We start from the raw sequence: 23604 nt of genomic DNA on the forward strand, positions 1-23604 counted from the left end.
TCGTTTTATGAAATTAGCCGGTTGTGCGTAAGCGTGCCACCGGCTTTTTTATATCCGGAGTCAGTTGAACAATGCCTTTATTTCGGTAAAAAAGCAGTAGGCTCCCATCGTGGCTGGTTTGTACAGTCCAAGACTTCGGGGAGTCAATTAAGCGCAAGAGTATGGCTTTCATCGGAGCGGGTTGCTTTGGAGCAGGGAGATAAATACAGTCCTTGTATTGTTGGTGGCTTAAAAGACTCTTAACGCTAGATATATTCCATTCAGATGGTATGTGGGTAGTGGGAGTAATTTGCCCAATTAAGCTAGGTGCAATAATTTGCTTATCTTTGGCAAAAAACTTTCTTACCGTTAAGTCGGTATGTCGTTGCAGAAAGCTGTTGTCACGCACGTTGGAGTCAAAGCCTAACGTATTCAGCCCAGCTACTAAGACGGATAGCTGCCAATTGCATGATTTTATTAATCGCCATGCAGGCTCTACCGAGCGACGTGAGCCGAGGCTATATTTGATTGCGCTTCTGCCATCCAATTGCTCGTTGTCTAGTAAAGTGAGTTGTAGGTAAGTGCTTTGTAAATCAATTAAACACAGAGGTTGTTGTACGTAGGCGTACGACCGCTCCCTCCTAAAGAAGGAGACCCAATCAGTACGTGTTTCTAATTGATTTAAAACAGGAATATGCATCATTATTACTTATTGGCTGAAAGGTCAGTATAAATTGAACAGGTGAAAGACGCATCATGAAACTGCTTAATCGTTCAGCTATTACTTTATTGGCAAAGGAGCCCTTTGCGCGTTGGATAGCTTCATTACCGGAAGGCGATGAGTTAAATCAACCCACTTCATTAGAAGAGCTAAGACGCGAAGGGAATATTTATCTCATGACTGAGGCCGAGCACGAGTCAGATTTTGCTCAAGTATTGGTCGACGAGTGGGATAATCTATGGCGCAACGAACTTGCTGCTTGGGACGAGTTTGGTGATTACTGGCCATCGCAAAGAAGCTTAGCAGTATTTAAAGAGTGGTTTGAAATCAGCCACCAGGTGATGGCGTTTGATCTTTCTTCAGAGCCGTTATTAGTCGCTAAATTAGACTGATTGTTTATCAAAAGTTGTTGGTCGGGGAGAGGGTTGTGGAGTCAGTGTCAACAGGTATGTCGTTTCATCCGCATAGAGATGATTTATATGAAGAGATGCACTCGCGTCCTTTCCAAGTTATACCCAGCCCGGCGCGTTTGACACATATCGCGCTAATTTGTGATGAAGCAGAAAAGCGGGAGCAATTTAATCATTTGCGCCGTTTATTTGAGCTGTTAGGTCAACAGCCGCCCGAACGAGATGAAATGTGCGTTCAATGGGACTTTGGTGATTTCAGAATTCGTTTAGAGAAGCATTTAGAGTTTATCGCTTTTACCTTTGTTAATTTAGCGGTTGAAAATAACGATGATCCATTTGCTGTAACGGGCATTAGTTCGTTACCTAATGGTTGGCTAGATAAGCTACCCGGCAAGGTAATCTCGGCAGTGCATGTATCCGTTAAGGACTCTTCAGAAGATGGCGATTACATGCTCCCTAAGGTGCGCCGTTTTTTTGAAGGTATGCGTTTAATTGGTAGTAGCCCTCAACAAGGGGATGCGCGTATCTGGACGACGTTTCGCTTGCATAGTGATGGATTTGGTCGAATGCTCATCTGTAATAAGCGTATGAGTGATAGTCAATTAGGGCGTTTAACGCAGCGGCTCATGGAGATCGAGACCTATCGCTTAATGGCTTTAATCGGCTTACCAACCGCACGGGAGTACTCTCCTCAGTTGCGCATTATGGATACCCAAATTGCTGAGCTAACACAGCGTTTATCCTCGGAAAGTGGTGAGGATGAGTCGGACATACTCAAAGACTTAACGCGCATAGCCAGTAAAGTGGAAGACTATCGAGCTAAAACAACCTTTCGTTTTGCAGCTTCACAAGCTTACCATGAGCTTGTTCTTAAGCGTTTAGCAGAGCTAAGAGAGGATGAGGTGTCGGGTCATTTGACCATGACAGAGTTTATGACGCGTCGTTTGTCGCCAGCAATACGAACTTGTGATTCGGTAGGTCAGCGCTTAGAAGATATGTCGAGGCGCATTGATAGGGTTTCCGACATGATGCGAACGCGCATTGAGCTGTCGATACAAGAGCAAAATCAAGAATTGCTTTCATCGATGGATCGTCGTTCTAAAATCCAGTTGATGATGCAGCATACCGTTGAGGGGTTATCAGTCGCGGCTATTAGCTATTACTCTATCGGGTTAATCAAACTGATAATTGATGCGTTATACGATAGTGGGTTGAGCTTTAATAAACACCTCGTTTTGGGGGCCGCTGTACCCGTTGTTGTCGGTGGTGTATGGTTAGCGACACGGCGTATTCATAAGCATTTTTTAGCCTTGGCGCGCGAGCAACGAGATGCAGATTTAGCTGATGAAGAACGTAGAAAGTCCAAATAAATCATAATATTACTAGCAATAGGTGAGCTAATATGAGCGTTGCTCAAATTATAGAAGACAAGCTACGGGCTAACCTGGCTGTAGCTGAGCTGATTATAGAAAATGAAAGCCACATGCACTCAGGCCCAGCTACTGACAGTCATTTTAAGGTGTTGTTGGTATCGGATGATTTTGCTGATAAACGCTTGGTACAGCGCCACCAGTTACTCTACAAAGTGCTAGCCAATGAAATGCAAAACCCAATCCATGCGCTATCTATGCTTTTGTATACTCAAAAGGAATGGGCTGATAAAAACGGTTTTGTGATGCCTTCGCCTCAATGCCGTGGGGGTTCAAAAGAGAGTCAATAGTGTTAATCGGTTTAGTCGATAATGCTATCTTAATTAATCTGTTTTACATCTGATAAGGCTTCCATCAGTATGGCGCCCATAAACGTAGCGCGTGCATGGGTGCCTTAATAATGAATAATAATTTCGATCAATTTATAGCAGGTGGGCATGGGCTTTTGCACCGGCTTTGGATTGTGATCAAACGCTTACCTGTTTTTTCTGCTGTTGTGTTGTTGCCCATTATCGCTGTTTCTGCGATCTGTTTTGCACATGTTGATTCGATCTCTGAAATGGGAGTGAGCGCTTTACCGTTGGCTATTGTGCTAGGCATGATAGCGGGGCACTGTGTTGGTCGTCTGCCAGAAGGTAGTGAGTTGCAATGGGTTCGCTTTTGCCAACAACGCCTGCTTAGAGCTGGGATCATTTTGTTTGGTTTTTCGTTGACACTTCAGCAGTTGCTTGCTGTGGGCTGGCAGGCGCTAGTACTTGATATGCTAGTAGTGACGTGTGTGCTGTTAGTGGGTATTTGGCTTGGGGTTCACCTGTTTAAGTTGCCAGTAGATCTTGCGATTTTGACTTCGGCAGGCAGTGCTATTTGTGGAGCAGCGGCGATCTTGGCGACAGAGTCTATTCTTAAGCCAAGGCAACAGCATGTTTCTATGGCGGTAGCGACTGTTGTCCTATTTGGTACGGTAGCGATGTTTAGTTATCCGTTTATTTTTCCTTTAACGGGAATGACTGAGCAACAATTTGGTGTGTTCATAGGTAGTACGGTGCATGAAGTCGCGCAAGCAGTTGCAGCTGGGGAGAGTATTGGTGGTAGTGCTTTGCAATATGCTGTTGTTGTTAAGTTAATCCGTGTGATGCTCTTGGCGCCTTTTATCGTTATCTTAAGCGTTTGCTTATTGCGCTTACGAGGCGATAGAGAGCGTGGCTCGATTAATTTCCCGTGGTTTGTACTTGGTTTTGTGGTTGCTGTTGTTATCAATAGTGGCTTAGATAACGTTAGTCAGTTGTTTGTATCAACCCAAAAGATAGAAAATTTTGTGGCCGTGACTCGCGAAACAGCCCATTTAGCTAGCCAGTTTATGTTAACAATCGCTATGGCTGCCTTAGGCTATCAGACACGTTTAGCGGCTATACGCCAAGCAGGGGCCGCATCCATGTTGCTGGCCGGTTCTTTGTTTGTGCTTTTACTGGGAGGCGGGTTTGTGCTCAATCAGTGGCTGATTGTATGAGGGTGATGGTAAAAGCTCGCTGCCCGTGAGCAGCGAGCGGTATCGTTTTATTGGCAAATGCTTTTAAAAAGTTCGAAGTACTCTGGGAAAGTCTTACGAGTGCATCCTGGATCATTGATAGTGACGGGAGTATCGCTCAACGCAACTAGCGAAAAACACATAGCCATACGGTGGTCGTCATATGTGTCGATGGCGGCATGAGTCAACTTGGCTGGTGGAGTTACTTCGATAAAGTCTTCTCCTTCTACTACGCTAGCACCGACTTTACGTAGCTCAGTAGCCATGGCCGAAAGGCGATCGGTCTCTTTGACTCGCCAGTTATATATATTCCGAATGGCAGTAGTACCCTCTGCAAATAAAGCGGTAGTCGCGATTGTCATGGCAGCATCTGGGATATGATTCATGTCCATATCAACGGCCTTTAAGTCACCTGTTCCCGTTACCTCAATATAGGTGGGCCCGTAGGTTACTTGAGCCCCCATTGCTTCTAAGACTTCAGCAAAACGTTTGTCGCCCTGAACGCTATCAGATCCCACGCCATAAACACGAACAGTACCACCTTTAATAGCGCCAGCGGCAAGGAAGTATGAAGCCGACGACGCATCGCCTTCTACCATGATTTCGCCGGGTGACTGGTATGTCTGTCCTGATTTAATAACGAATTTCTGGTAGTTGTCATTTTGCACATTCACACCAAAAAGCTTCATGGTATGTAGGGTAATATCAATATACGGCTTGGATACAAGCTCACCATCTACTTTAATGGTCAGATCATCGCTAGCCAATGGAGCAGCCATCAGTAAAGCGGTTAAGAATTGACTAGAGATATTGCCTTTGATGCTGACCTCTCCACCGCGCAAGCCTTGCGAGCGGATACGCAAAGGTGGATATCCGTCATCACCTAGATAGGTAATATCAGCGCCAAGCTGACGTAAGGCATCCACTAGATCGCCAATGGGGCGCTCATACATTCGTGGCTCGCCTGTTAGCTCGTAAACATCATTGCCAAGGCATAAGGCCGCACATAAAGGGCGCATAGCAGTGCCTGCGTTGCCTAAGAAAAGAGCTTTACTGGCTGTGCCCAGTGATCCTGCTAAGCCTATTAATGTACAAGTCTGTTTATCATCCGATAATGAATATTCCACACCCATTTCGTTTAATGCGGTAAGCATATGACGAACATCATCACTGTCTAATAAGTTAGTGATACGTGTTGTGCCTTGTGCAAGTGCGGCTAAAAGCAAGATTCGATTCGACAGGCTCTTTGAACCTGGGATTTGAACTTCGCCAGCAACTGCGTTGATAGGCTCTAGGGTCAAATTATCCATGGAAGGTACTCTTTATACGTGTTTTTATCAGGGAGATATAAGCTACCTTGTGTAGCCGTTTAGGTCGAGGGTATCGGATAAAAAAAGTGCAGATAAGCGCTTAATCTAACCCTGGGGTTTCTGGGGAGCTAGTTTTTACGTACTGGTAAGTTGATTGAAGCCCTTAGTAGGGTGAGCGGCGTTTGTTGATAGGTGTCAATGTTCTTTTTTCACTAGAGGCGGATACTAACAGCATCTGCTTTTTTTACAATGATAAGGAATGTAAATATGGGTATTGAACACCATGATTTGGTGCACGAATTGCCAGAGTACCGAGATCAAATTCGTGCGCTTAAAATGACAGATGCGCACTTTTTAAAGCTTTTTGACGAGTACCATGAAGTTACAAAAGAAGTAGAGTTAATGGAGGCAGAGGTAAAACCTGGGTCTTCTAAAATGGAAGAGGAATTGAAACTAAGAAGGCTTCGTTTGAAGGATAAGCTTTACGCAATGCTAAGTGAGAAGGCATAGCGAGAGCCGCTAATCCATAAATGACTATTCATCGAGTCAATTATACAAAAACACCCGCTTTTGCGGGTGTTTTTGTTTGGTTTGTCGTCCGCTCGCAGTATGCTGTGTGTTCTGTTTTTTTGAATCGTGGATATACGTTTGTTTCAGTTTGATTGGTCATACATTACTCAGATTGCCTTCACTCATAAAAAGTCGCTCGTAGTGGCAAACGTGGTGGCTATTTTAGCTGCGTGCGCTTCGGTACCTTTGCCATTGCTAATGCCTTTATTGGTTGATGAGGTTCTTCTTGAACAACCAGGTAAGATGGTTCAATTCTTAAACTCATTATTTCCTTTAGATTGGCACGGCCCGGTGCTTTATATCGTTGCTATTTTGATGTGTACAATTGTTCTACGTGCCATGGCTTTGGTTTTAAATGTATGGCAGTCACGACAGTTCACGTTAATCTCCAAAGACGTTATTTACAAAATGCGCTCACTATTGCTCGCCAGATTAGGCAAGGTTGCGATGGTGGAATACGAAACGTTGGGCAGTGGCGCTATCAGTTCACACTTTGTAACGGACTTGGATACGGTAGACCGTTTTGTAGGGACCTCAGTTAGTCGGTTGTTGGTAGCTAGCTTATCAATTGTGGGCACAGCGGTAATCCTGTTTTGGATGCATTGGCAGCTGGCGTTGTTCATCATGTTTCTTAACCCCATTGTTATTTATTTCACAACCGTGATTGGCAAGCGAGTTAAAGAATTAAAGAAACGAGAAAATAAAGCTTATGAGGTTTTTCAAGGGGCGCTTACCGAAACATTAGATGCTATTCAGCAAGTGCGTTCAGCTAATCGAGAGGAGTATTATCTTGGTCAGCTTACGCGGCTGGCGCGTGGTGTAAGGGATCAGTCTTCTGCATTTGAGTGGCGTAGTGAAGCAGCAGGACGTTTTAGCTTTTTGGTTTTTTTGATCGGATTCGATATTTTTAGAGCGATTACAATGCTCATGGTCGTCTTCTCTAATCTGTCGATTGGCGAAATGATGGCTGTCTTTGGCTACCTTTGGTTCATGATGGGGCCTGTCCAAGAAGTGCTGAATATGCAGTACGCTTTTTATGGAGCAAAAGCGGCATTGGTGCGATTAAATCGTCTAATAGACCTGAAGCAAGAGCCGCATTATCCAATGTTGGAAGACCCTTTTGCTGGGCGTAAGAGTGTTAGTGTGACGCTTGATAATATTCATTTTCGTTATAATGCAGACAATGAAGTGCTCAAGGGGATTAGTTTGCATGTTGAGGCTGGGCAGAAGGTGGCTTTAGTCGGTGTGAGCGGTGGTGGTAAGTCCACTTTGGTTCAAGTTTTGTTAGGGTTGTACAGCGCGCAAGAAGGAGAGGTTAAATTTAATGGTGTGCCTGTTAGTCAGATCGGTTTGTCAGTTGTTAGGGCGAATGTTGCTACTGTCTTGCAGCATCCGGCTTTATTCAATGGGACTGTCAGAACAAATCTGTGTATGGGGCAAGATTTTACAGAACCAGCATTATGGGCGGCGCTAGAGGTGGCTCAGCTAAGTGGTTTTGTTAGTGAGCTAGAGAATGGGTTGGATGCGAAAGTAGGCAGGCAGGGAATTCGTTTGTCGGGAGGGCAGCGCCAACGATTAGCTATCGCCCGTATGGTGTTATCAAACCCAAAAGTCGTTGTGTTAGATGAGGCAACTTCAGCTTTAGATACAGAGACTGAGCATGCGGTACATCTTGCTTTAGAGCGATTCTTAGATGGGCGAACAACAATTATAATTGCGCATCGACTAAGTGCTGTAAAGCAAGCGGATCGAGTCTATGTGTTTGAGGATGGGCTGATAGCTGAAGAAGGGCATCACGACGCGCTTCTTGAGCAGAATGGCCTTTATGCTCGCCTATATGGCTCACTCGCAAGTTAAATCGAATTTTTCTGTTCAGTTTATGTCATATACTACATGGCATATTGTCAGCTAAGGCAAAGTTTTTGAAAGAGGGATAGTCATGGTAAAACATAAAGTACTAGGTGCTGTTGTTGTCGCGTCGGTATTGTTAACTGGCTGCGCAAGCCCAAGTTTAACAGGAACAACTTATAGCCAGAAAGATGCGCGCCAAGTTCAGCAAGTACGTTATGGCACGGTAACCTCGGTGACGCCGGTGGTTATCGAAGGGCGGCAAGATGGGATCGTGGGCGGCGGTGCCGGAACTATTGTCGGAGCGCTAGCAGGCAGTTCAGTGGGTGGTGGTAAAGGAAGCAGTATTGCGGCTGTGTTAGGTGCGGTTGCTGGTGGTGTGCTAGGTTCAAAGCTAGAAGAGAGTGCTACACGTAAACAAGGTCAAGAAGTGACGCTACGAATGGCGGATGGCCAAGAAATTTCTGTTGTACAAGAAGTTGAAAATCAGCAGTTTTTTAGAGTGGGTGACCAAATACGCTTATTGCAACGTGGAGGCACAACTCGGATCACTTACTAATCCGGCGTGGTGTAAGCTATGAAATAGTAAAAAAGGCTGCATGTGCAGCCTTTTTTAATGGAGTATTTTATTGATTAAATACTTAATTATTCAGCAGCGCGAGGCTTGCGCGGTTTGCGTGGTCTGTCTCGGCCTTCTTTGGAACGGCTTGGCTTAGAGCCTGATTCCGTACCGGCACCATCAACTGATTTTGCGTTGAGTCGCTGGCCACAAACTACTGTTCGTTTAAGGACCTCAATCGTCTCTTTCGGTAAGCCTGACGGTAAATCAACAAATGTTGCTTTATCACGGATATCAATATGGCCAATAAATTTGCTTTCGATATCGGCTTCATTGGCGATAGCGCCAACAATGTTGCCAGGCTTAACGCCATGCTCACGACCAACCGATAGGCAGTAGCGCTGCATGTTTTCATCAGAGCCGCTAGAACGTTTAGGACGACGCTCTTTTCGCTCACCGCGTTCACGAGGAGGGCGGTCTTCAAAGCCTTTAGGGCCACGCAGTTCACGCTCGCTTAAAAGTAGCGGTGTCTTGCCTTGCAAAAGAGAAGCTAAGGCAGCAGCAATAAACAGCGGATCCGTGTCATGCTCTGTTTGATACTTGGTCAATAAATCGACATATTGCGATAGATCTTGGCTGTCTAGGGTATCACTGATTTGCTGCTTAAAGCGGTCAACACGTTTGGTGTTGATATCAGCTGTAGACGGTAATTCCATCGGCTCGATTTTTTGACGAGTTGCTTGCTCGATCATGCGTAGCATACGTTGCTCGCGTGGTGAAACAAATAGGATTGCTTCGCCTTCGCGCCCCGCACGTCCTGTACGCCCAATACGGTGGACATATGATTCAGTATCGTAAGGAATATCGTAGTTCAGTACGTGGCTGATACGCTCTACATCTAAGCCGCGGGCTACAACATCAGTCGCTACAACAATGTCTAACTTACCTTGGCGCAGACGCTCAACGGTTCGCTCTCGTAACTGCTGAGTAACGTCGCCATTAAGTGCTTCGCACGAATAGCCACGTGCAGTCAATTTTTCTGATAATTCAACGGTTGCTGATTTTGTACGAACAAAAATCAGCATCGCGTCAAACTGCTGCATTTCTAAGATGCGGGTTAGGGCATCTAGCTTATGCAGGCCACTTACACGCCAGTATTTCTGCGTGATTGTTGTAGCAGTAGCTGTTTTGCTTGCGATTTTAATTTCTTCAGGCGATTTTAAGTGCTGAAGTGCTAAGCGACGAATCGCTTGAGGCATCGTCGCTGAAAACAGTGCGATTTGTCGTGTAGATGGCGTATGCTCGAGTATCCAATCGACATCGTCTATAAAGCCCATGCGAAGCATTTCATCGGCTTCATCTAAGACAAGGGCTTGTAGGTCGTTTAGTACTAAAGATCCGCGACGGATATGATCCATTACGCGGCCAGGTGTGCCGACGACTACTTGAACACCACGACGTAATTGGCGTAGTTGTCCATCGTATGCGGAACCACCGTAAATAGGTAGTACATGGAAATCAGGCATATGGCGAGCATATGTCTGGAATGCTTCGGCTACTTGAATTGCAAGCTCACGTGTTGGGGCTAAAACAAGCAATTGAGGCACTTTTTTCTTAGTGTCGATGCGCGACAGTAAAGGAAGTGCAAACGCTGCTGTCTTACCGGTACCCGTTTGGGCTTGTCCGAGTAAGTCTTTACCTTCCAACAGATGCGGAATGCTTGCCGCCTGTATTGGGGAAGGTGTTTCGTAGCCGATCTCTTGTAATGATTGTAACAAAGGAGCAGCCAGGCCCAGTTCTGAAAAAGCGGGCAGGTTGTCTGATGACATCTAATAAACCTGTAAATCGTGGTTGAATAAATCAACCTGGATGGGATAAATATGAATAGCGCTACAGTATAAGATACCAAGCGCTTTTAGTACAGGTTAAATCCCCTCGTTTTGTAGACTATGGAGCCATTCGTCACTCTTTTGGGGAGAAATGTCGGTGATGGTAGTGCTTAGTAGCTGTTCTATCATTGCATCGCTTGAGAGTAAGGGGGTGCTTGATTCTACAAAAATTGAGCCTGTTTCATTGTTATGTTTTTTATATTCAAGGTGAATGAACTCGTGCAATTTGCTCGTGTTCGAGTAGTCACTTTTTTTGCCAAAAGCATTCCATATCCATACAGAGCAATTGTATCTTGGGTGCTGTACAGCACGTTTAAATAACCGTTGTTGGTCTTGGTTTTTAGGTAGAGCGGGGGTTGATTTAAGGCTGGGCGGATTGGGGTGTGTTAATGTTTCTTCCGCTGCTGTGCAAAAATGTGCTTCAAACATGGTGTGCTCCGGATTATTAGATAACCAAGAGCTGACGCTATATTCCCCGTATTGTTGCCTGTAAGGCCGCATCTTTGTGGGTTACCACCTTGCCCGGGTAGGCAGGTTGGTGAGGGCGTCAGCCCTACTCTTGATGAACGTTTAATGTAGCAGGCTCCGTAGAGCAGGGCAATAGATGCTTTGCAGTGAGGTGCCCTAAGCTGTTACCCATAGGATTACAGCATCCTTTGGGCTTGTTGATATAACAGCGTGGCCCATTTCACAATCATAATAAGCACTATCGCCAGTGGTTAGCTGAATAGGCTCATAAAATTCAGTGTAAAATATGATATCTCCCTCGATGACATACAACAGCTCTTCTCCTTCGTGTCGCACCCAATCACCAAATTCCGAAAAGTTTCTGGCTCTTACCGTTGTTTTGTAAGGTAGCATTTTTTTTGTACTGAGCTTGTTGGCTAAAAGCTCATGTTCATAGGTTGTGGTTGGGTGCGGTTTGCCTTCGCCTGCTTTGGTGATGTCTCGGCGTCCAGTAGCACCGCTTGCGCTTTGGGGTTGGGTAAAAAGCTGAGGCATGTCTATCCCTAGCCCTTTAACCAGTTTGCTCACTGCGCTAAAGGTAGGGGATATCTGCTCGTTCTCTATCTTTGATAAGGTTGAACGTGCGAGTCCTGTCAGTTTGCTTGCTTCTTCGAGTGTTAAATTTTGGCTGAGGCGAATTTGTCTTACGCGTTTCCCTAGTTGCAGTGGTTCAACTGATTTATCGTGGCCGTAAGTTTTTGTTACTTCAAAGGCTGGGTTAGTGTTTTCAGGGGGAGTGAGGTTGTCTAGGTCGTCGGTCATCCGTATGCCTTTTCGCTAAAATATACATCTCGCCCGAAGGTGCGGGAAATTAAAGGGCGTAAATGTAGATGATAAACGAAATTGCAATTTGTTTCTTATTGGAAATAAACTGTTTTAAAAGAGACTATACGACATTTTTTAACGGCCTTTTTCGTTTGTGAGCAGGGGCGATGCTAATGCCTGATTTTCCGCTTCGCTTAATATGATACATGGCGTGGTCAGCACGAATAAGAAATTGATCGGCCGCTTCATCGTATTGATCATAAATGGCAATGCCTATACTAGCGCTGATGTAGTAATCACCAGAAAGCAGTTTAAATGGGGTTTTGAAGTTCAGTAGTATTTTGCGTGCTAAGTGGTGTGCTCCAGCGCGGTCAGAAGAGGACAAGAGTATGACAAACTCATCACCACCCAGTCTGGCAAAAATGTCACTTTCTCTCAGTATCATACGTGTGCGCTTAGCAAATCTAATAAGGACTTGGTCACCAGATGAGTGACCGTGTGTGTCGTTAATTTCCTTGAAGCCATCCAGGTCTATATACAGAAGAGCGGGTGTTTCTTTGTTGCGACGAGCAAGCTTAACCAGTGTGTCAAGTTTGTTGGTTAATGCTGAGCGGTTTGCTAATCCTGTTAAAGGGTCGTGGTTAGCAAGGTGTTTTAGCTGGGTTTCTGTATAAATTCGGTTGCGGATCTCTTTCTTCAGCTTTCGATTTAAGGAAATAAGGTAGAAGCTGAGAATGGTTAAAGCCAAAACCAAGGCCACAAGCGGATATATAATTGGTAGCCAGTTACTCCATGTAATGGACTCTTTGCTGTTGTAAATGAAGTCCTCAACAGGTCTGCTTTGCTTTACCAGTTTGTACTGAAGCAGGGTGTCTTGCATTATTTCCCAGCGCTTAGGGTTCATGTGACCAATATCAAATAGGTCAGGCATGATTAGCTCTCTGGCTAAATTTAGTTCGTATCTTAAATGTCCTATTTCTTTTTGAGTGTTGTATTTGTCATATAAAATATTGATAGCTTCTTCAGGGTGGTTGAGAGCATAGCGCCAGCCCTCTAGGCTGGCTGAAATAAAGCGGTCGACTAATTCTGGCGATTGTTGAGCTAAGGTAGGATTGGTTATAAGGACATCACTGTAGAAGTCTATGCCGTATTGTTTGGGGCTAATGATGTTAAAGTTAATGTTCAGTTTTTGAAGATAGTAGGGCTCATTTGAAATGTAAGCGCTAAATGCATCTACTTTATCAGTTATAAGGTCGTTTAAATCGGCGCTAGTGGCAATAAGGTTGACATCTTCAAGTGCAATACCTTGTTTTAATAGTAGTAATATGAGTTCGGGGTCTTGGCTGCCAGGAAATGCCATGACCTTTTTGCCTACTAGATCTCGGGGTTGTCTGATACCCGAGCTACTTTTAGAAAGGAAGATGCTTGGTGAGTGTTGGAATATGGCAGCAAGGCTAATGATGGGTTCGCCTTCGATGTAAGCTGTAAATGCATTGCTGTTGTCGACTGCAAAGTCAGACCTTCCTGCTTTTATCTCTTGCCAGGGTATTATTCCATGGCCTCCAGCTTTTATAGTGACATCAAGGTTGAGGGATTCGTAAAAGCCTTTTTCTTTGGCAACATAATAGCCGATAAACTGTGCTTGATGGCTCCATCGTAGTTGTAATGAAACCTCTTGGTTTGCTCCATGCGACAGCTGTGCAACAAAGCAGCATGCAAAGATGGTAAATAAAATGATGAACCGCTTAGTCACTTGCCATTCCTTTGGACAAAAGTGCTTTTTTAAGAGGGGCAAACTGACACCTCAGTAAATGTAAACCCTTATAGGAGACCTACTTTAACAGGTGCAAAGCGAGTATAAAATCAAAAAATAGATTTGGCTTTTGTATGAAATAAAATTGGAGGGATAGAAAAATAAGAATGGTCGGAGCAGCAGGATTCGAACCTGCGACCCTCTGCTCCCAAAGCAGATGCGCTACCAGGCTGCGCTATGCTCCGACACGTTGGGATTTATAATAAGGATATTATAAATTTTGTTGCCTATGTTTTTAATGGTCGGAGCAGCAGGATTCGAACCTGCGACCCTCTGCTCCCAAAGCAGATGCGCTACCAGGCTGCGCTATGCTCCGACACATATCAGGTTTGGCTCCTCGAGCTGGACTCGAACCAGCGACCAATAGATTAACAGTCTACTGCTCTACCAACTGAGCTATCGAGGAATGGTTGCTCAACCTGATGGGCGCGTATATTAGTGATGAGGCCGTCAGTCGTCAAGCTTATTTTTCAAAAAGATTCAGAAAAAACTCTTTATTTTTAATAACCTTAAGTAGGCGGATGGTAGTCCTTATATTTAGAAGCAAGTTATGTTGCAATGTGTATTGTCCAGTTCAGCGCTTAGTGGTGTTTGCAGGGTGCGGTCTGTCAGAAAGTACTTCATTGGGTGTTGATGAAATGAAGAGTGCGTTCAATTTTATAGAGTTACAACATGTCGCGTGTATTAGGTAAAGATGTATCTTTAGAAGTATCTATTAAAAGAATGTCGCAGTTATTAGTAGATAATGGCTTCGTGGTTGAGCAATTTGATTGGCTTAACCCTGCTCCTTACGTGTGGTCCGTGCGGCTGAGAGATGTGTCTTGTAAGGGCTTGTCAGTTAAAGGTAGAGGTATCACGAAACAAGCGGCATTAGCGAGTGCGCTAGGTGCGTTTATTGAGCATTTAGGCTGTAACTATTTTTTTGCCAAGAGCTATCTAGGCAAGCAGGGTGCGGACTCTTCCTTCATTTATTATCCCAATGAGCGTTGGTTTTCCGTTGATTCGGACAACATCCCGGCAGGTTTGTTAGATGAGGCTACGCTCAGTCACTACAATATGGACGATAACCTCAAAGCTCATATGTTATTAGACTTTAACTCTGATGATGTAAGTCGAGGAGTGTGTGGGCTTCCTTTTGTGCATCAAAAAACAGCACGAGAGGTGTGGTTTCCAGTCAAAATTATCGATACGTTATATGTGGGTAATGGCTCCGCTGCTGGCAATAATAAATTTGAAGCGCGAGTACATGCTTTATCGGAAATCTTTGAACGCCATATTAAAAATACGATTCTATCTTCTGGGATAAGCTTGCCTAGGATTCCGCCGGTTGTTGTAGAACGGTATCCGGATGCCGTGGCAATAATAAATCTTCTGCGTGAGCTGGGTTATATTGTGTATGTGCTCGATGCGTCGTTGGGAGGTAAGTTTCCATTAGTCGGTATGACAATTTTTGATCCGGAAGATGGTGGCTGTTTTGCTGCCTTTGGTGCTCATCCTAAATTTGAGATCGCACTGTTGAGGGTGGCTTCGAAAGTCATGCAGCGTGTTACCTTAGACCCAGATAAAGCATTTCCGGAGCCTGTTTTTGATCTACAAAAAGTTGCCGATCAGGGGAATTTAGAAGCGCATAGTTTTTACTCAAATGGTGTTATCTCATGGGATCTTCTATCTACTGATTCAGATTATGCGTTTACTGAATGGAACGTGGATGGTGATAGTGAGGCCGAATTTGAGCATCTGTGTCATCTGATTCATCGTGTAGATATGGATATCTATATAGCTGATTACGAATATTTGGGTTTGTATGTATGCCGAGTGATTGTCCCAGGTATGTCTGATGTTTATCCAGTGGATCGGCTAGTTGTTAGCAATGATAGTGCGATGGTTGAGTTGCGCTCTGTTGTGTTTGATTTAAACGCTGCCTCTGATGGAGAGTTATCTAGCCTTTTAAATTTGATAGAAGACGGGGCGTTTGGTGAAGCTGACAATGTGGCTGCGTTATTAGGTGTTTTTCCTGACAAAGAAAGCTATTTTAATGAGCTTAGTGTAGCTGAATTGAAGTGTTTGATTTGCTTGAAGCTCGGGCGCTTAGTCATGGCAGCAAAAGCCTGTCACTCGATTAAGCGTTTATCTAATCGTAATAGTATTAAATTATTTAGGTGCTTGAGCCAGCTTCTGGCGCTGAATGAACAGCATGAAATCCAGCTTGCTGAAGTGAAAATGATATTCATTGATGTATACGGCGAAGCTGTTTTTTCGCGTTGCCAAGCGATGCTGGCAGGCCTTAGAGTCTTTGAGGATCTTCATGTTATCGATGATAACGTTCAGTGCTTTAAGTCACACTCTGCAATGTTGGCGGTTTACAGTCGGCTTAAACGATTAAAAAGTGCTAAAAGTCTTTGAAATTATCTTGTATGTCGTAGTCCCAGTAATACATCGATATTTGTAGGTATCTTTTGTTGTCTTTCTCTATGATTTTTTAGGCTTTGATCCTGCTCAGCCTAAAACTTTAACTATACTGACCCTCGGTACAATTTTATTGTCTATTGCATCCCTGTATTTTGGGCTGTAATGGTCTAAAAAGTTTATGAGGAAATAGCATGGCTTCTGCTGTCGGTACGGTTACTTTTATTTCTGGTTTGGTTTATGCAATAAAATCTGATGGGTCGGAGCGTTTGCTTGCGCTTGGTGATGAGGTTTTTGCAGATGAGCTGATCAGAACTTCACCTGATGCGTCTGTTGAAATATACATGGCTAACGGTCAAGAAGTTGTACTAGGCGGTGGGCAAAGCTGGTTAATCTCAGCTGAAACCTATACTGAAGCTGCTGACTACCCTGTAGAAGATGCAGTAGCTGATGAAGACCTTGCAGCAGTTGATGCTATCCAACAAGCCATCTTGGCTGGTGAAGACCCTACTCAAGTAGCTGAAGAAACAGCCGCGGGTGCTCCTGGCGCCGGTGGGCAAGGCGATGACGGCGTTCGTTTTGAAATATTGACTCGGACAGCGCTTGAAGAAGACCCAGAAGCCGGTTACGAAACCATTGGTGTTGAACGAGAGACGAATGACATAATTCGTGAGCCAGGTGGAGAAGTTTCGAGTGAATCAGCTGCAATTCCACAGCTATCCGTTAATGACGTAACCGTTAACGAAGACCTAGGTGCATTGGCATTTACAGTTAGCATAAATGTTGCTGCTGATTCGGACGTTGTTTTCACATATACCACCAACAATAATGCTAGTGCTGTAGATGGAGCCGATTATACGCCAGTCTCAGGTACAGCCGTTATTCCCGCAGGCGAGACCTCTGTTGTTATTTCGGTACCGATTACGGATGATAACTTAGCAGAGCAGCCGGAAACCTTCCTTTTAGACATAACAGATATTACTTCCGGTAATGCAGAGATTGCTGATGGTGAAGGCGTCGGTACCATACTCGATGAGCCAACGCCGGGAGTAGAAGATACCGTTACGTTAAGTATTACGGGTGATACCAGTGTTGCTGAAGGCGATACAGCCAGCTATACGGTAACTATAGATGAGGCTCCTGTTGAAGATCTAGTTGTTGATATCCTCTACAGCTTTGTTAGTGCAGACAGCGGTGATATTGTTGAAGGTGTAACCCAAGTCACAATTCCTGCTGGATCAACTGAGGTTTCTTTTTCTGTAGATGCCGTCAATGATGCTTATTCCGAAGGGGTAGAGGACTTTACTGTTAGCATCAGTAATCCGACTTCGGGCGGCTTTGAAGCTGTTGTTGTAGACTCAGCTGCGGCTACTGTTACAACATCAATTGTTGATGCTAATGACCCGGCAGACCTCACAACGACTACTGTTACCTTAGAAAGTACGCCAAATGTTGAAGAAGGCGGCGATATTACAGTAACAGCAACGGTCGATAATCCACCAATAGATACACCGTTAGTAATCACCCTAGATAATGGTGAAGAAATAATCATTCCGGTTGGCGAAACTGTAGGATCAATTACATTCCCTGCTGATGATAATGTTTATGCAGACGCAGACACTCCTGTTGAATTTGGTGTCGGTAGTGCTGTCGGAGGTGGTTATGAAAATCTTGATACCTCCGATACCGCAGTAACTACAGTTGTTGATGATAATGATCCGACTACTGTTACCCTGGAAAGTACTCCAAGTGTTGAAGAAGGCGGTGATATTACGGTTACAGCCACCGTTGATAATCCACCGATTGATACACCATTAGTAATTACGCTAGATAATGGTGAAGAAATCACGATTCCTGTTGGTGAAACTACAGGTTCTGTGACTTTCCCTGTAGCAGACGATGTTTACGCTGACCCTGATACCCCAGTCGAATTCAGTGTTGATAGCACTACCGGTGGTGGTTATGAAAGTATTGATACTACTGATACTTCGACTACAATAATCGTAGATGACAATGATGTAACTACTGTCACCCTTCAGAGCACCCCTAGCGTAGAAGAAGGCGGTGACATCACCGTCACAGCGACCGTGGATAACCCACCGGTCGACACGCCGCTGGTCATCACGCTAGACAACGGTGAGACCATCACCATCCCTGTGGGCCAAACGACAGGCGAAGTGACCTTCCCAGCGGACGACGATGCCTATACCGACCCGGATACCCCGGTTGAGTTCAGCATCGACAGCACCACCGGCGGTGGCTACGAAGCGCTCGACACCACAGACACAGCGACAACGACCGTGGTGGATGACAACGACACCACCACCGTGACACTGGACAGCACGCCAAGCGTAGAAGAAGGCGGCGACATCACCGTCACAGCGACCGTAGATAACGCCCCAGAAGACACGCCATTAGTGATCACTCTCAACAACGGCGAAGAGATCATCATCCCTGTGGGTCAGACCACCGGTGAAGTGACCTTCCCCGCGGGCGACGACGTCTACACCGATGCCGACACCCCCGTTGAGTTCAGCGTGGACAGCACCAGCGGTGGCAACTACGAGAACCTAGACACCACGGACACAGCGACCACCACCGTTGTAGACGACAGCGACGTGACCACCTTGACCTTAGCCGGTGACAGCACCGTTGCCGAAGGTGGCGAAGCGACCTACACACTCACGCTCAGCAACCCCGCTGAGACCGAGATGGTTGTGGACGTCATCACCGGTCACACCACCACCGATGACGGCGACCTTGTGCCAACGACCCAGCAAGTAACCATCCTTGCCGGCGCCAGCACAGCGACCTTCACCGTCGACAACAACCAAGACAACCTGGCTGAAGGCAACGAAGACTACACGGTAGCCATCACCGGCAGCACCGGAGGTAACTTCGAAGACCTCAGCGTGGACACCACACCGGTCACCACCACCATCATTGACGACGAAGGCACCCCAAGCCTCACCATCAATGACATGAGCGTGGATGAAGACGCCGGCACGATGACGTTCACCGTCACCCTCAGCACGCCAAGTGTTGATCCGGTGAGCGTTGATTACGCCAGCGCCGACAACACCAGTGCGAACCCAGCAACCGAAGGCGCCGACTACACCGGCGTGAGCGGCACACTCACGTTCGCACCGGGCGAGACCTCCCAGACCATCACCGTACCAATCACCGATGACACGCTAGCCGAAGGCAGCGAGACGTTCGACATGGTACTGAGCAACCCAAGCAATGCCGTCATTGCGGACGGCACCGGCGTCGGAACCATTACCGACGAAGCGGCACCGGGTGCAGAAGACACGGTACTGGTGAGCATCACAGGCGACACCGCGGTAGACGAAGGCGAAGCGCCAGCCACCTACACGGTCAGCGTCAACGAAGCACCGACACAAGACATGACCGTCGACATCAGCTACAGCTACACCAGTGCTGAGACCGGCGACATTGTTGAAGGCACCACACAAGTCACCATCGCGGCGAACACCACCGAGGTCAGCTTCAGCGTTGACACCGTGGATGACGCCTACGCCGAAGGAGACGAAGACTTCATCGTCAGCATCAGCAACCCAAGCCTTGGCGGGTTCGAAGCGGTGGCGGTGAATCCTGCACAAAGCAGCGTCACCACCACCATCAGTGACGAAGCCAGCCCAACGGCCGAAGACACCGCCACGATCAGCATCAGTGGCGACCCAAGCGTAGTGGAAGGCGACGCAGCGACCTATACCGTCAGCGTGGATCGCGTACCATTAACCGACATCGAAGTGACCGTCCAAACGGGCCACGTCACCACCGATGACGGCGACTACGTGCCTGTGTTCACGACCGTGACCATTGCGGCCGGCACACAAAGCACCACGTTCGACGTACAGACCAGTGACGACAACCTGGCCGAAGGTAGCGAGAGCTACACCGTCAGCATCACTGACACCACCGGAGGCAGCTTCGAGAACACCGTGGTTGGCGTGAGCCAAGTCAGCACGATTATTACCGACGAAGCCGCGCCAACGGACCCGGATGCCGACACCGCAATCGTCAGCCTCACCGGACCTGGCACCGTGGTTGAAGGCGAGACCACAACGAACTACACCGTAGAGATCTCCCAAGCACCGGTAGACGACGTCACGGTCACGTTCAGCTACACGACGACCGATGCCGACGGCAACGACTACGTACAAGTCGCGGATGTTGTGATCGCGGCTGGCACAACCAGCACCACGTTCAGCATCGACACGATCGACGACAACATCGCCGAAGGTGACGAAGACTACACCGTGAGCATCGACACCATCAGCAACGGTGGACTAGAAGACGTACGTGCCTCAGAGACCGAGAACAGCGTCACCACCACGATCACCGAAGAAAGCGTCCCGACGGATCCGGATGCGGACACGGCGTACATCAGCCTGTTCGGCCCTGGTACCGTCATCGAAGGCGAGACCACCACCGACTACACGGTCAGCATCTCCCAAGCACCGGTAGACGATGTCACGGTCACGTTCAACTACACCACCACCGATGCGGATGGCAACGACTACGTTGCCGTGGGTAGCGTCACGATCCTCGCGGGCGAGACCGAAGCGACGTTCACGATCGACACCGTGAATGACAATATCGCCGAAGGAGATGAAGACTTCACAGTCAGCATCGACACGATCACCGATGGCGGTCTAGAAGACGTACGCGTCTCGAATAACGACAGCGTCACGACGACGATCGAAGACAACGACACGGTTGAGATCAGCATCAATGATGCCCCGACAGTGGACGAGTCAGCCGGCACGATGACGTTCACCGTTACCTTGAGTAACCCAAGCGATGCACCGGTTACCGTGGACTACGCGAGCCAAGACGGCACCGCGACAGCGGGCTTAGACTACACCGCGGTCACAGGCACATTAACGTTCGCGCCGGGAGAGACGACGCAAACGATCACGGTACCGGTGACGGACGACTACCTAGCCGAAGGCAGCGAGACACTGGACATGGTGTTGAGCAACCCAAGCAATGCGACGACCGCTGATGGGGTAGGTGTCGGTATGATTCTGGACGACACTACAGCAACTGCTGAGGATACTGTTTACGCTAACATAGCTGTAGATCAAAGCTCAGTGTCTGAAGGTGCTCAACTTACCTATACTGTGACGTTGGTTGATAGTGAAGGCAACCCTGTAATTGTACCTGCTGGTGACACGGTTTCTGTTGACCTGGATTGGTCCGGTGCAGCGGCTTCTGGTGCTGATACGAGTAATTTGCCTGCTTCTGTTTCTATTACAGGAGGTAGCCAAACCGAGTTTACTGTTGATGCTTCATTTGATGATATTGTTGAAGCCGATGAGCCTCTAATCGCAACCATTACTGATGTTGTAGACTCTGCAGGTCTGTTTGAACGTGCAGAAGTTGGGCCTCAATCCGCAGCGAATACAGTAATTACCGACGGTTCTGTTGATGCGACCGATGATACGGCTAGCACAAATGAAGACACGCCTGTCACTATCTCTGTACTTGGCAATGATGTAGACCCTGAGGGGCAAACATTCACGATTGAATCAACAACTAACCCAGATAATGGCTCAATTGTTGTTAATCCTGACGGAACTATTACCTATACGCCAGATGCGAATTATAACGGTTCGGATACCTTCACCTACACCATCGTTGATCAAGACGGTAATCGTGATACAGCGACTGTAGTGGTGTCTGTACTCGCTATAAATGACGCACCAATCATAGACTTTACAGAAGGTAACGTTAGTGAAGAAGGCTTAATTGATGGTTCGCCAGATAGCGATGCGGCTTCCGGCTCAGTGGATACAACTGATAGCGCGTCTGTAAATGGTACTGTCAATATTGTTGATATAGAAGGCGACAATATCTCTGGAGTTACGTTAACGGCACCTACGTCTACTTTAACTTCCGGTGGTGAAACAGTTACTTGGTCAGGTTCAGGTACTCAAAACCTGACAGCCACCGCAAACGGAGAGACAGTAGCGACTATCTCTATCGATGACTCTGGAAACTACCAGTTCAATCTTCTTAAAGCGCTAGATCATCCTGATACCAGTGGTGAAGATAGCTTTGGGATCGATTTTGGTGTTTCTGCCTCAGATGGTTCATTAACAGGTAATGGTACGTTACGTATTACTGTTGAAGATGATGGTCCTGAACAAGTTGTGGCCCAAACAGATGAGCTGGCTATGATTGATACCAACTTGATGATTATCTTGGATACTTCAGGGTCCATGGATTTTGATAGTGGTATTGATGGTCAAACGCGTCTTGAGAGCGCAATTGACTCTATTATTACTTTGTTGCAACGCTACGATGAGTTTGGTGACGTTTCTGTCCGACTCGTTACTTTCTCTTCTAACGCAAGTGCTTACGGTAATTCGTGGGAAGATATCGATACGGCTATCGCTCAGCTTGAGGCTATACGTGCTGCTGGCGCTACTGGTGGTACAAACTATGATGAGGCGTTGGGTGATGCAATTAATGCGTTCGACAGTAACGGTAAAATAACGGAAGCGCAGAATATTTCGTATTTCTTCTCGGATGGTTTACCTACGTTTGGTGCAGGTAATAACTCGTCACTGACGGGTAACCGAAACGGTACTGGTTACAACCAGAACGGTAATGATACGGGTATTTCAGCTAATGAGGAGGCTACTTGGACAAACTTCTTAAATACTAACCAAGTTAAGTCGTTTGCAATTGGTATGGGTGAGGGGATCAATGATGTTTCTTATCTCGACCCTATTGCCTACGATGGCCAAGCTTCTGTAAACCTTGGTGGTACGATTGTATCTTCGTTTGATGAACTCGATGACGTGTTGGCTGGTACAGTTATTAGTCCAATTAGCGGTAAGTTGGTTGAAGGGGCTCTGCTTTCAGAAAGTCTAGGTGCCGATGGAGGCTATGTGAGGTCTGTAACGGTTGAAGGCGTGACTTACACCCTTGATATCGCTACGAGTACAATTAGTGTATCGGGAGGAGCTAACAACAGCTCGTTTGATGCAACTGAGAATGTAATCACTATTAACACTTCTGCAGGTGGTATCTTTACCGTCGATATGGATGACGGTGACTATAACTACACCGCTCCGGATAGTGTTTCCGAGTCGATCATTGAGCGTATGGACTTTGTTCTTTCTGATATGGATGGTGATACAAGCTCATCATACGTTGAGGTTGATGTAGAACGAATGAATGTGCTTATCGGCACAACGGGTTCTGAGACATTAAACGGCTCTAATGATGGACCTGATTTAATCATTGGTCGCGATGGAAACGATATTATCTTTGGTAATAGTGGTAATGATCGATTGAAAGGCGGTAACGGGAACGACGAAATTCACGGTGGAGACGGTGATGATCGTATAACTGGAGGCCCAGGATCTGATCTATTATCCGGTGATGCTGGTGATGATATCTTTATTTGGGGGGCTCCTGGCTCTTCCGATACGATCACCGATTTCGCGGTATACCAAAATCCAGGCGATGAACGAGATGTTCTTGATTTGAGTGATTTGTTACAGGGTGAAACAACAGATACCTTGGATCAATATTTGCACTTTGCTGAGTCAGGCGCAGATACCGTTGTATATATTAAATCAGACGGCGGGATTAACGCAGATGGGTCAAATGCCGACCAAATCATTACTTTGCAAAGCACAACTGATTTAGGAGCAGGCGTGCAAACAGATGCTGATATTATTCAACAATTGTTGAGCAATAATCAGTTAATTGTTGACTAATGCTCTTATAAGTTGAGCTACACAAGGCCCCATTTTTATGGGGCTTTGTTTATTGCAAAGTATTAGGATAGCGTTCAAGCCTTCGTTATAATGCGTTTTTAGTTTTTAC

General features: G+C 46.4%; 15 protein-coding genes, 3 tRNA genes and 1 riboswitch. Of the genes, 9 read left to right on the plus strand and 9 right to left on the minus strand.

Annotation, left to right across the window (positions count from 1 at the left end):
• Nucleotides 1-13: 13 nt before the first annotated feature.
• Nucleotides 14-682 (minus strand): hypothetical protein, encoded by a 669-nt coding sequence (locus BS617_RS05485; RefSeq protein WP_139303133.1) that lies wholly within the window; start codon nucleotides 680-682, stop codon nucleotides 14-16.
• Nucleotides 683-735: 53 nt separating this feature from the next.
• On the opposite strand from BS617_RS05485, the gene BS617_RS05490 reads away from it, so the two are divergent.
• From BS617_RS05490 to BS617_RS05505, 4 genes are all read left to right on the plus strand, one after another.
• Entirely contained in the window at nucleotides 736-1092 is a 357-nt protein-coding gene (locus tag BS617_RS05490) for a hypothetical protein (RefSeq protein WP_075171874.1), read from the plus strand.
• 35 nt (nucleotides 1093-1127) lie between these two features.
• Nucleotides 1128-2480, plus strand: a complete 1353-nt coding sequence (locus BS617_RS05495) for a DUF3422 family protein (protein WP_306460962.1) — start codon at nucleotides 1128-1130, stop codon at nucleotides 2478-2480.
• Between the two features lie 32 nt (nucleotides 2481-2512).
• Complete coding sequence (locus BS617_RS05500; RefSeq protein WP_075171875.1) at nucleotides 2513-2830, plus strand: BolA family protein; 318 nt, start codon at nucleotides 2513-2515, stop codon at nucleotides 2828-2830.
• Between the two features lie 110 nt (nucleotides 2831-2940).
• A complete protein-coding gene (locus BS617_RS05505; RefSeq protein WP_083610061.1) occupies nucleotides 2941-4047 on the plus strand; it encodes a YeiH family protein in 1107 nt (368 codons plus the stop codon).
• A gap of 47 nt (nucleotides 4048-4094) precedes the next feature.
• Here the strand turns inward: BS617_RS05505 and aroA are convergent, their stop codons facing one another.
• Nucleotides 4095-5375 carry a 3-phosphoshikimate 1-carboxyvinyltransferase gene (gene aroA / locus BS617_RS05510; RefSeq protein WP_075171876.1) on the minus strand — a complete coding sequence of 427 codons (1281 nt, stop codon included), beginning with the start codon at nucleotides 5373-5375 and terminating at the stop codon, nucleotides 4095-4097.
• A gap of 267 nt (nucleotides 5376-5642) precedes the next feature.
• Between aroA and BS617_RS05515 the strand changes: the two genes are divergently transcribed.
• The 3 genes from BS617_RS05515 (at nucleotide 5643) to BS617_RS05525 (ending at nucleotide 8352) form a co-directional block, all read left to right on the plus strand.
• Entirely contained in the window at nucleotides 5643-5885 is a 243-nt protein-coding gene (locus tag BS617_RS05515) for an HP1242/YdcH family protein (protein ID WP_075171877.1), read from the plus strand.
• Between the two features lie 138 nt (nucleotides 5886-6023).
• Complete coding sequence (locus tag BS617_RS05520; protein ID WP_246283329.1) at nucleotides 6024-7802, plus strand: ABC transporter ATP-binding protein; 1779 nt, start codon at nucleotides 6024-6026, stop codon at nucleotides 7800-7802.
• Nucleotides 7803-7884: 82 nt separating this feature from the next.
• On the plus strand, nucleotides 7885-8352 hold the full coding sequence (locus tag BS617_RS05525; RefSeq protein ID WP_075171879.1) for an outer membrane lipoprotein: 468 nt from the start codon (nucleotides 7885-7887) through the stop codon (nucleotides 8350-8352).
• Between the two features lie 86 nt (nucleotides 8353-8438).
• On the opposite strand, the gene BS617_RS05530 is transcribed toward BS617_RS05525, so the two are convergent.
• From BS617_RS05530 to BS617_RS05560, 7 genes are all read right to left on the minus strand, one after another.
• A complete protein-coding gene (locus BS617_RS05530; RefSeq protein ID WP_075171880.1) occupies nucleotides 8439-10181 on the minus strand; it encodes a DEAD/DEAH box helicase in 1743 nt (580 codons plus the stop codon).
• Nucleotides 10182-10277: 96 nt separating this feature from the next.
• Complete coding sequence (locus BS617_RS05535; protein WP_075171881.1) at nucleotides 10278-10670, minus strand: hypothetical protein; 393 nt, start codon at nucleotides 10668-10670, stop codon at nucleotides 10278-10280.
• 40 nt (nucleotides 10671-10710) lie between these two features.
• A riboswitch (SAM-I-IV-variant riboswitch) is annotated at nucleotides 10711-10812 on the minus strand.
• Nucleotides 10813-10865: 53 nt separating this feature from the next.
• Nucleotides 10866-11510, minus strand: coding sequence for a helix-turn-helix domain-containing protein (locus BS617_RS05540; protein ID WP_075171882.1), 645 nt, complete (start codon nucleotides 11508-11510; stop codon nucleotides 10866-10868).
• Nucleotides 11511-11634: 124 nt separating this feature from the next.
• Nucleotides 11635-13266, minus strand: a complete 1632-nt coding sequence (locus BS617_RS05545) for a GGDEF domain-containing protein (RefSeq protein WP_170870320.1) — start codon at nucleotides 13264-13266, stop codon at nucleotides 11635-11637.
• Between the two features lie 168 nt (nucleotides 13267-13434).
• Nucleotides 13435-13511: transfer RNA gene (locus BS617_RS05550), tRNA-Pro, on the minus strand.
• Between the two features lie 54 nt (nucleotides 13512-13565).
• A tRNA-Pro gene (locus tag BS617_RS05555) sits at nucleotides 13566-13642 on the minus strand.
• A gap of 14 nt (nucleotides 13643-13656) precedes the next feature.
• A tRNA-Asn gene (locus tag BS617_RS05560) sits at nucleotides 13657-13732 on the minus strand.
• Between the two features lie 266 nt (nucleotides 13733-13998).
• On the opposite strand from BS617_RS05560, the gene BS617_RS05565 reads away from it, so the two are divergent.
• The gene (locus tag BS617_RS05565) at nucleotides 13999-15729 is read left to right on the plus strand and encodes a YcaO-like family protein (protein ID WP_075171883.1); all 1731 of its coding nucleotides are present in this window, start codon (nucleotides 13999-14001) and stop codon (nucleotides 15727-15729) included.
• A 197-nt stretch (nucleotides 15730-15926) separates the two neighbouring features.
• A complete protein-coding gene (locus tag BS617_RS05570; protein WP_075171884.1) occupies nucleotides 15927-23495 on the plus strand; it encodes a retention module-containing protein in 7569 nt (2522 codons plus the stop codon).
• Nucleotides 23496-23604 lie beyond the last annotated feature (109 nt).

The organism is Neptunomonas phycophila, from assembly GCF_001922575.1.
GTDB lineage: Bacteria > Pseudomonadota > Gammaproteobacteria > Pseudomonadales > Balneatricaceae > Neptunomonas > Neptunomonas phycophila.

Excerpts from the sequence above, each read along its gene's own strand:
- BS617_RS05535 (WP_075171881.1), bottom strand. The coding sequence starts at position 10,670 with ATGTTTGAAGCACATTTTTGCACAGCAGCGGAAGAAACATTAACACAC.
- BS617_RS05525 (WP_075171879.1), top strand. The coding sequence starts at position 7,885 with ATGGTAAAACATAAAGTACTAGGTGCTGTTGTTGTCGCGTCGGTATTG.
- BS617_RS05505 (WP_083610061.1), top strand. The coding sequence starts at position 2,941 with ATGAATAATAATTTCGATCAATTTATAGCAGGTGGGCATGGGCTTTTG.
- aroA (WP_075171876.1), bottom strand. The coding sequence starts at position 5,375 with ATGGATAATTTGACCCTAGAGCCTATCAACGCAGTTGCTGGCGAAGTT.
- BS617_RS05530 (WP_075171880.1), bottom strand. The coding sequence starts at position 10,181 with ATGTCATCAGACAACCTGCCCGCTTTTTCAGAACTGGGCCTGGCTGCT.
- BS617_RS05490 (WP_075171874.1), top strand. The coding sequence starts at position 736 with ATGAAACTGCTTAATCGTTCAGCTATTACTTTATTGGCAAAGGAGCCC.
- BS617_RS05570 (WP_075171884.1), top strand. The coding sequence starts at position 15,927 with ATGGCTTCTGCTGTCGGTACGGTTACTTTTATTTCTGGTTTGGTTTAT.
- BS617_RS05485 (WP_139303133.1), bottom strand. The coding sequence starts at position 682 with ATGATGCATATTCCTGTTTTAAATCAATTAGAAACACGTACTGATTGG.
- BS617_RS05540 (WP_075171882.1), bottom strand. The coding sequence starts at position 11,510 with ATGACCGACGACCTAGACAACCTCACTCCCCCTGAAAACACTAACCCA.
- BS617_RS05565 (WP_075171883.1), top strand. The coding sequence starts at position 13,999 with ATGTCGCGTGTATTAGGTAAAGATGTATCTTTAGAAGTATCTATTAAA.
- BS617_RS05500 (WP_075171875.1), top strand. The coding sequence starts at position 2,513 with ATGAGCGTTGCTCAAATTATAGAAGACAAGCTACGGGCTAACCTGGCT.
- BS617_RS05515 (WP_075171877.1), top strand. The coding sequence starts at position 5,643 with ATGGGTATTGAACACCATGATTTGGTGCACGAATTGCCAGAGTACCGA.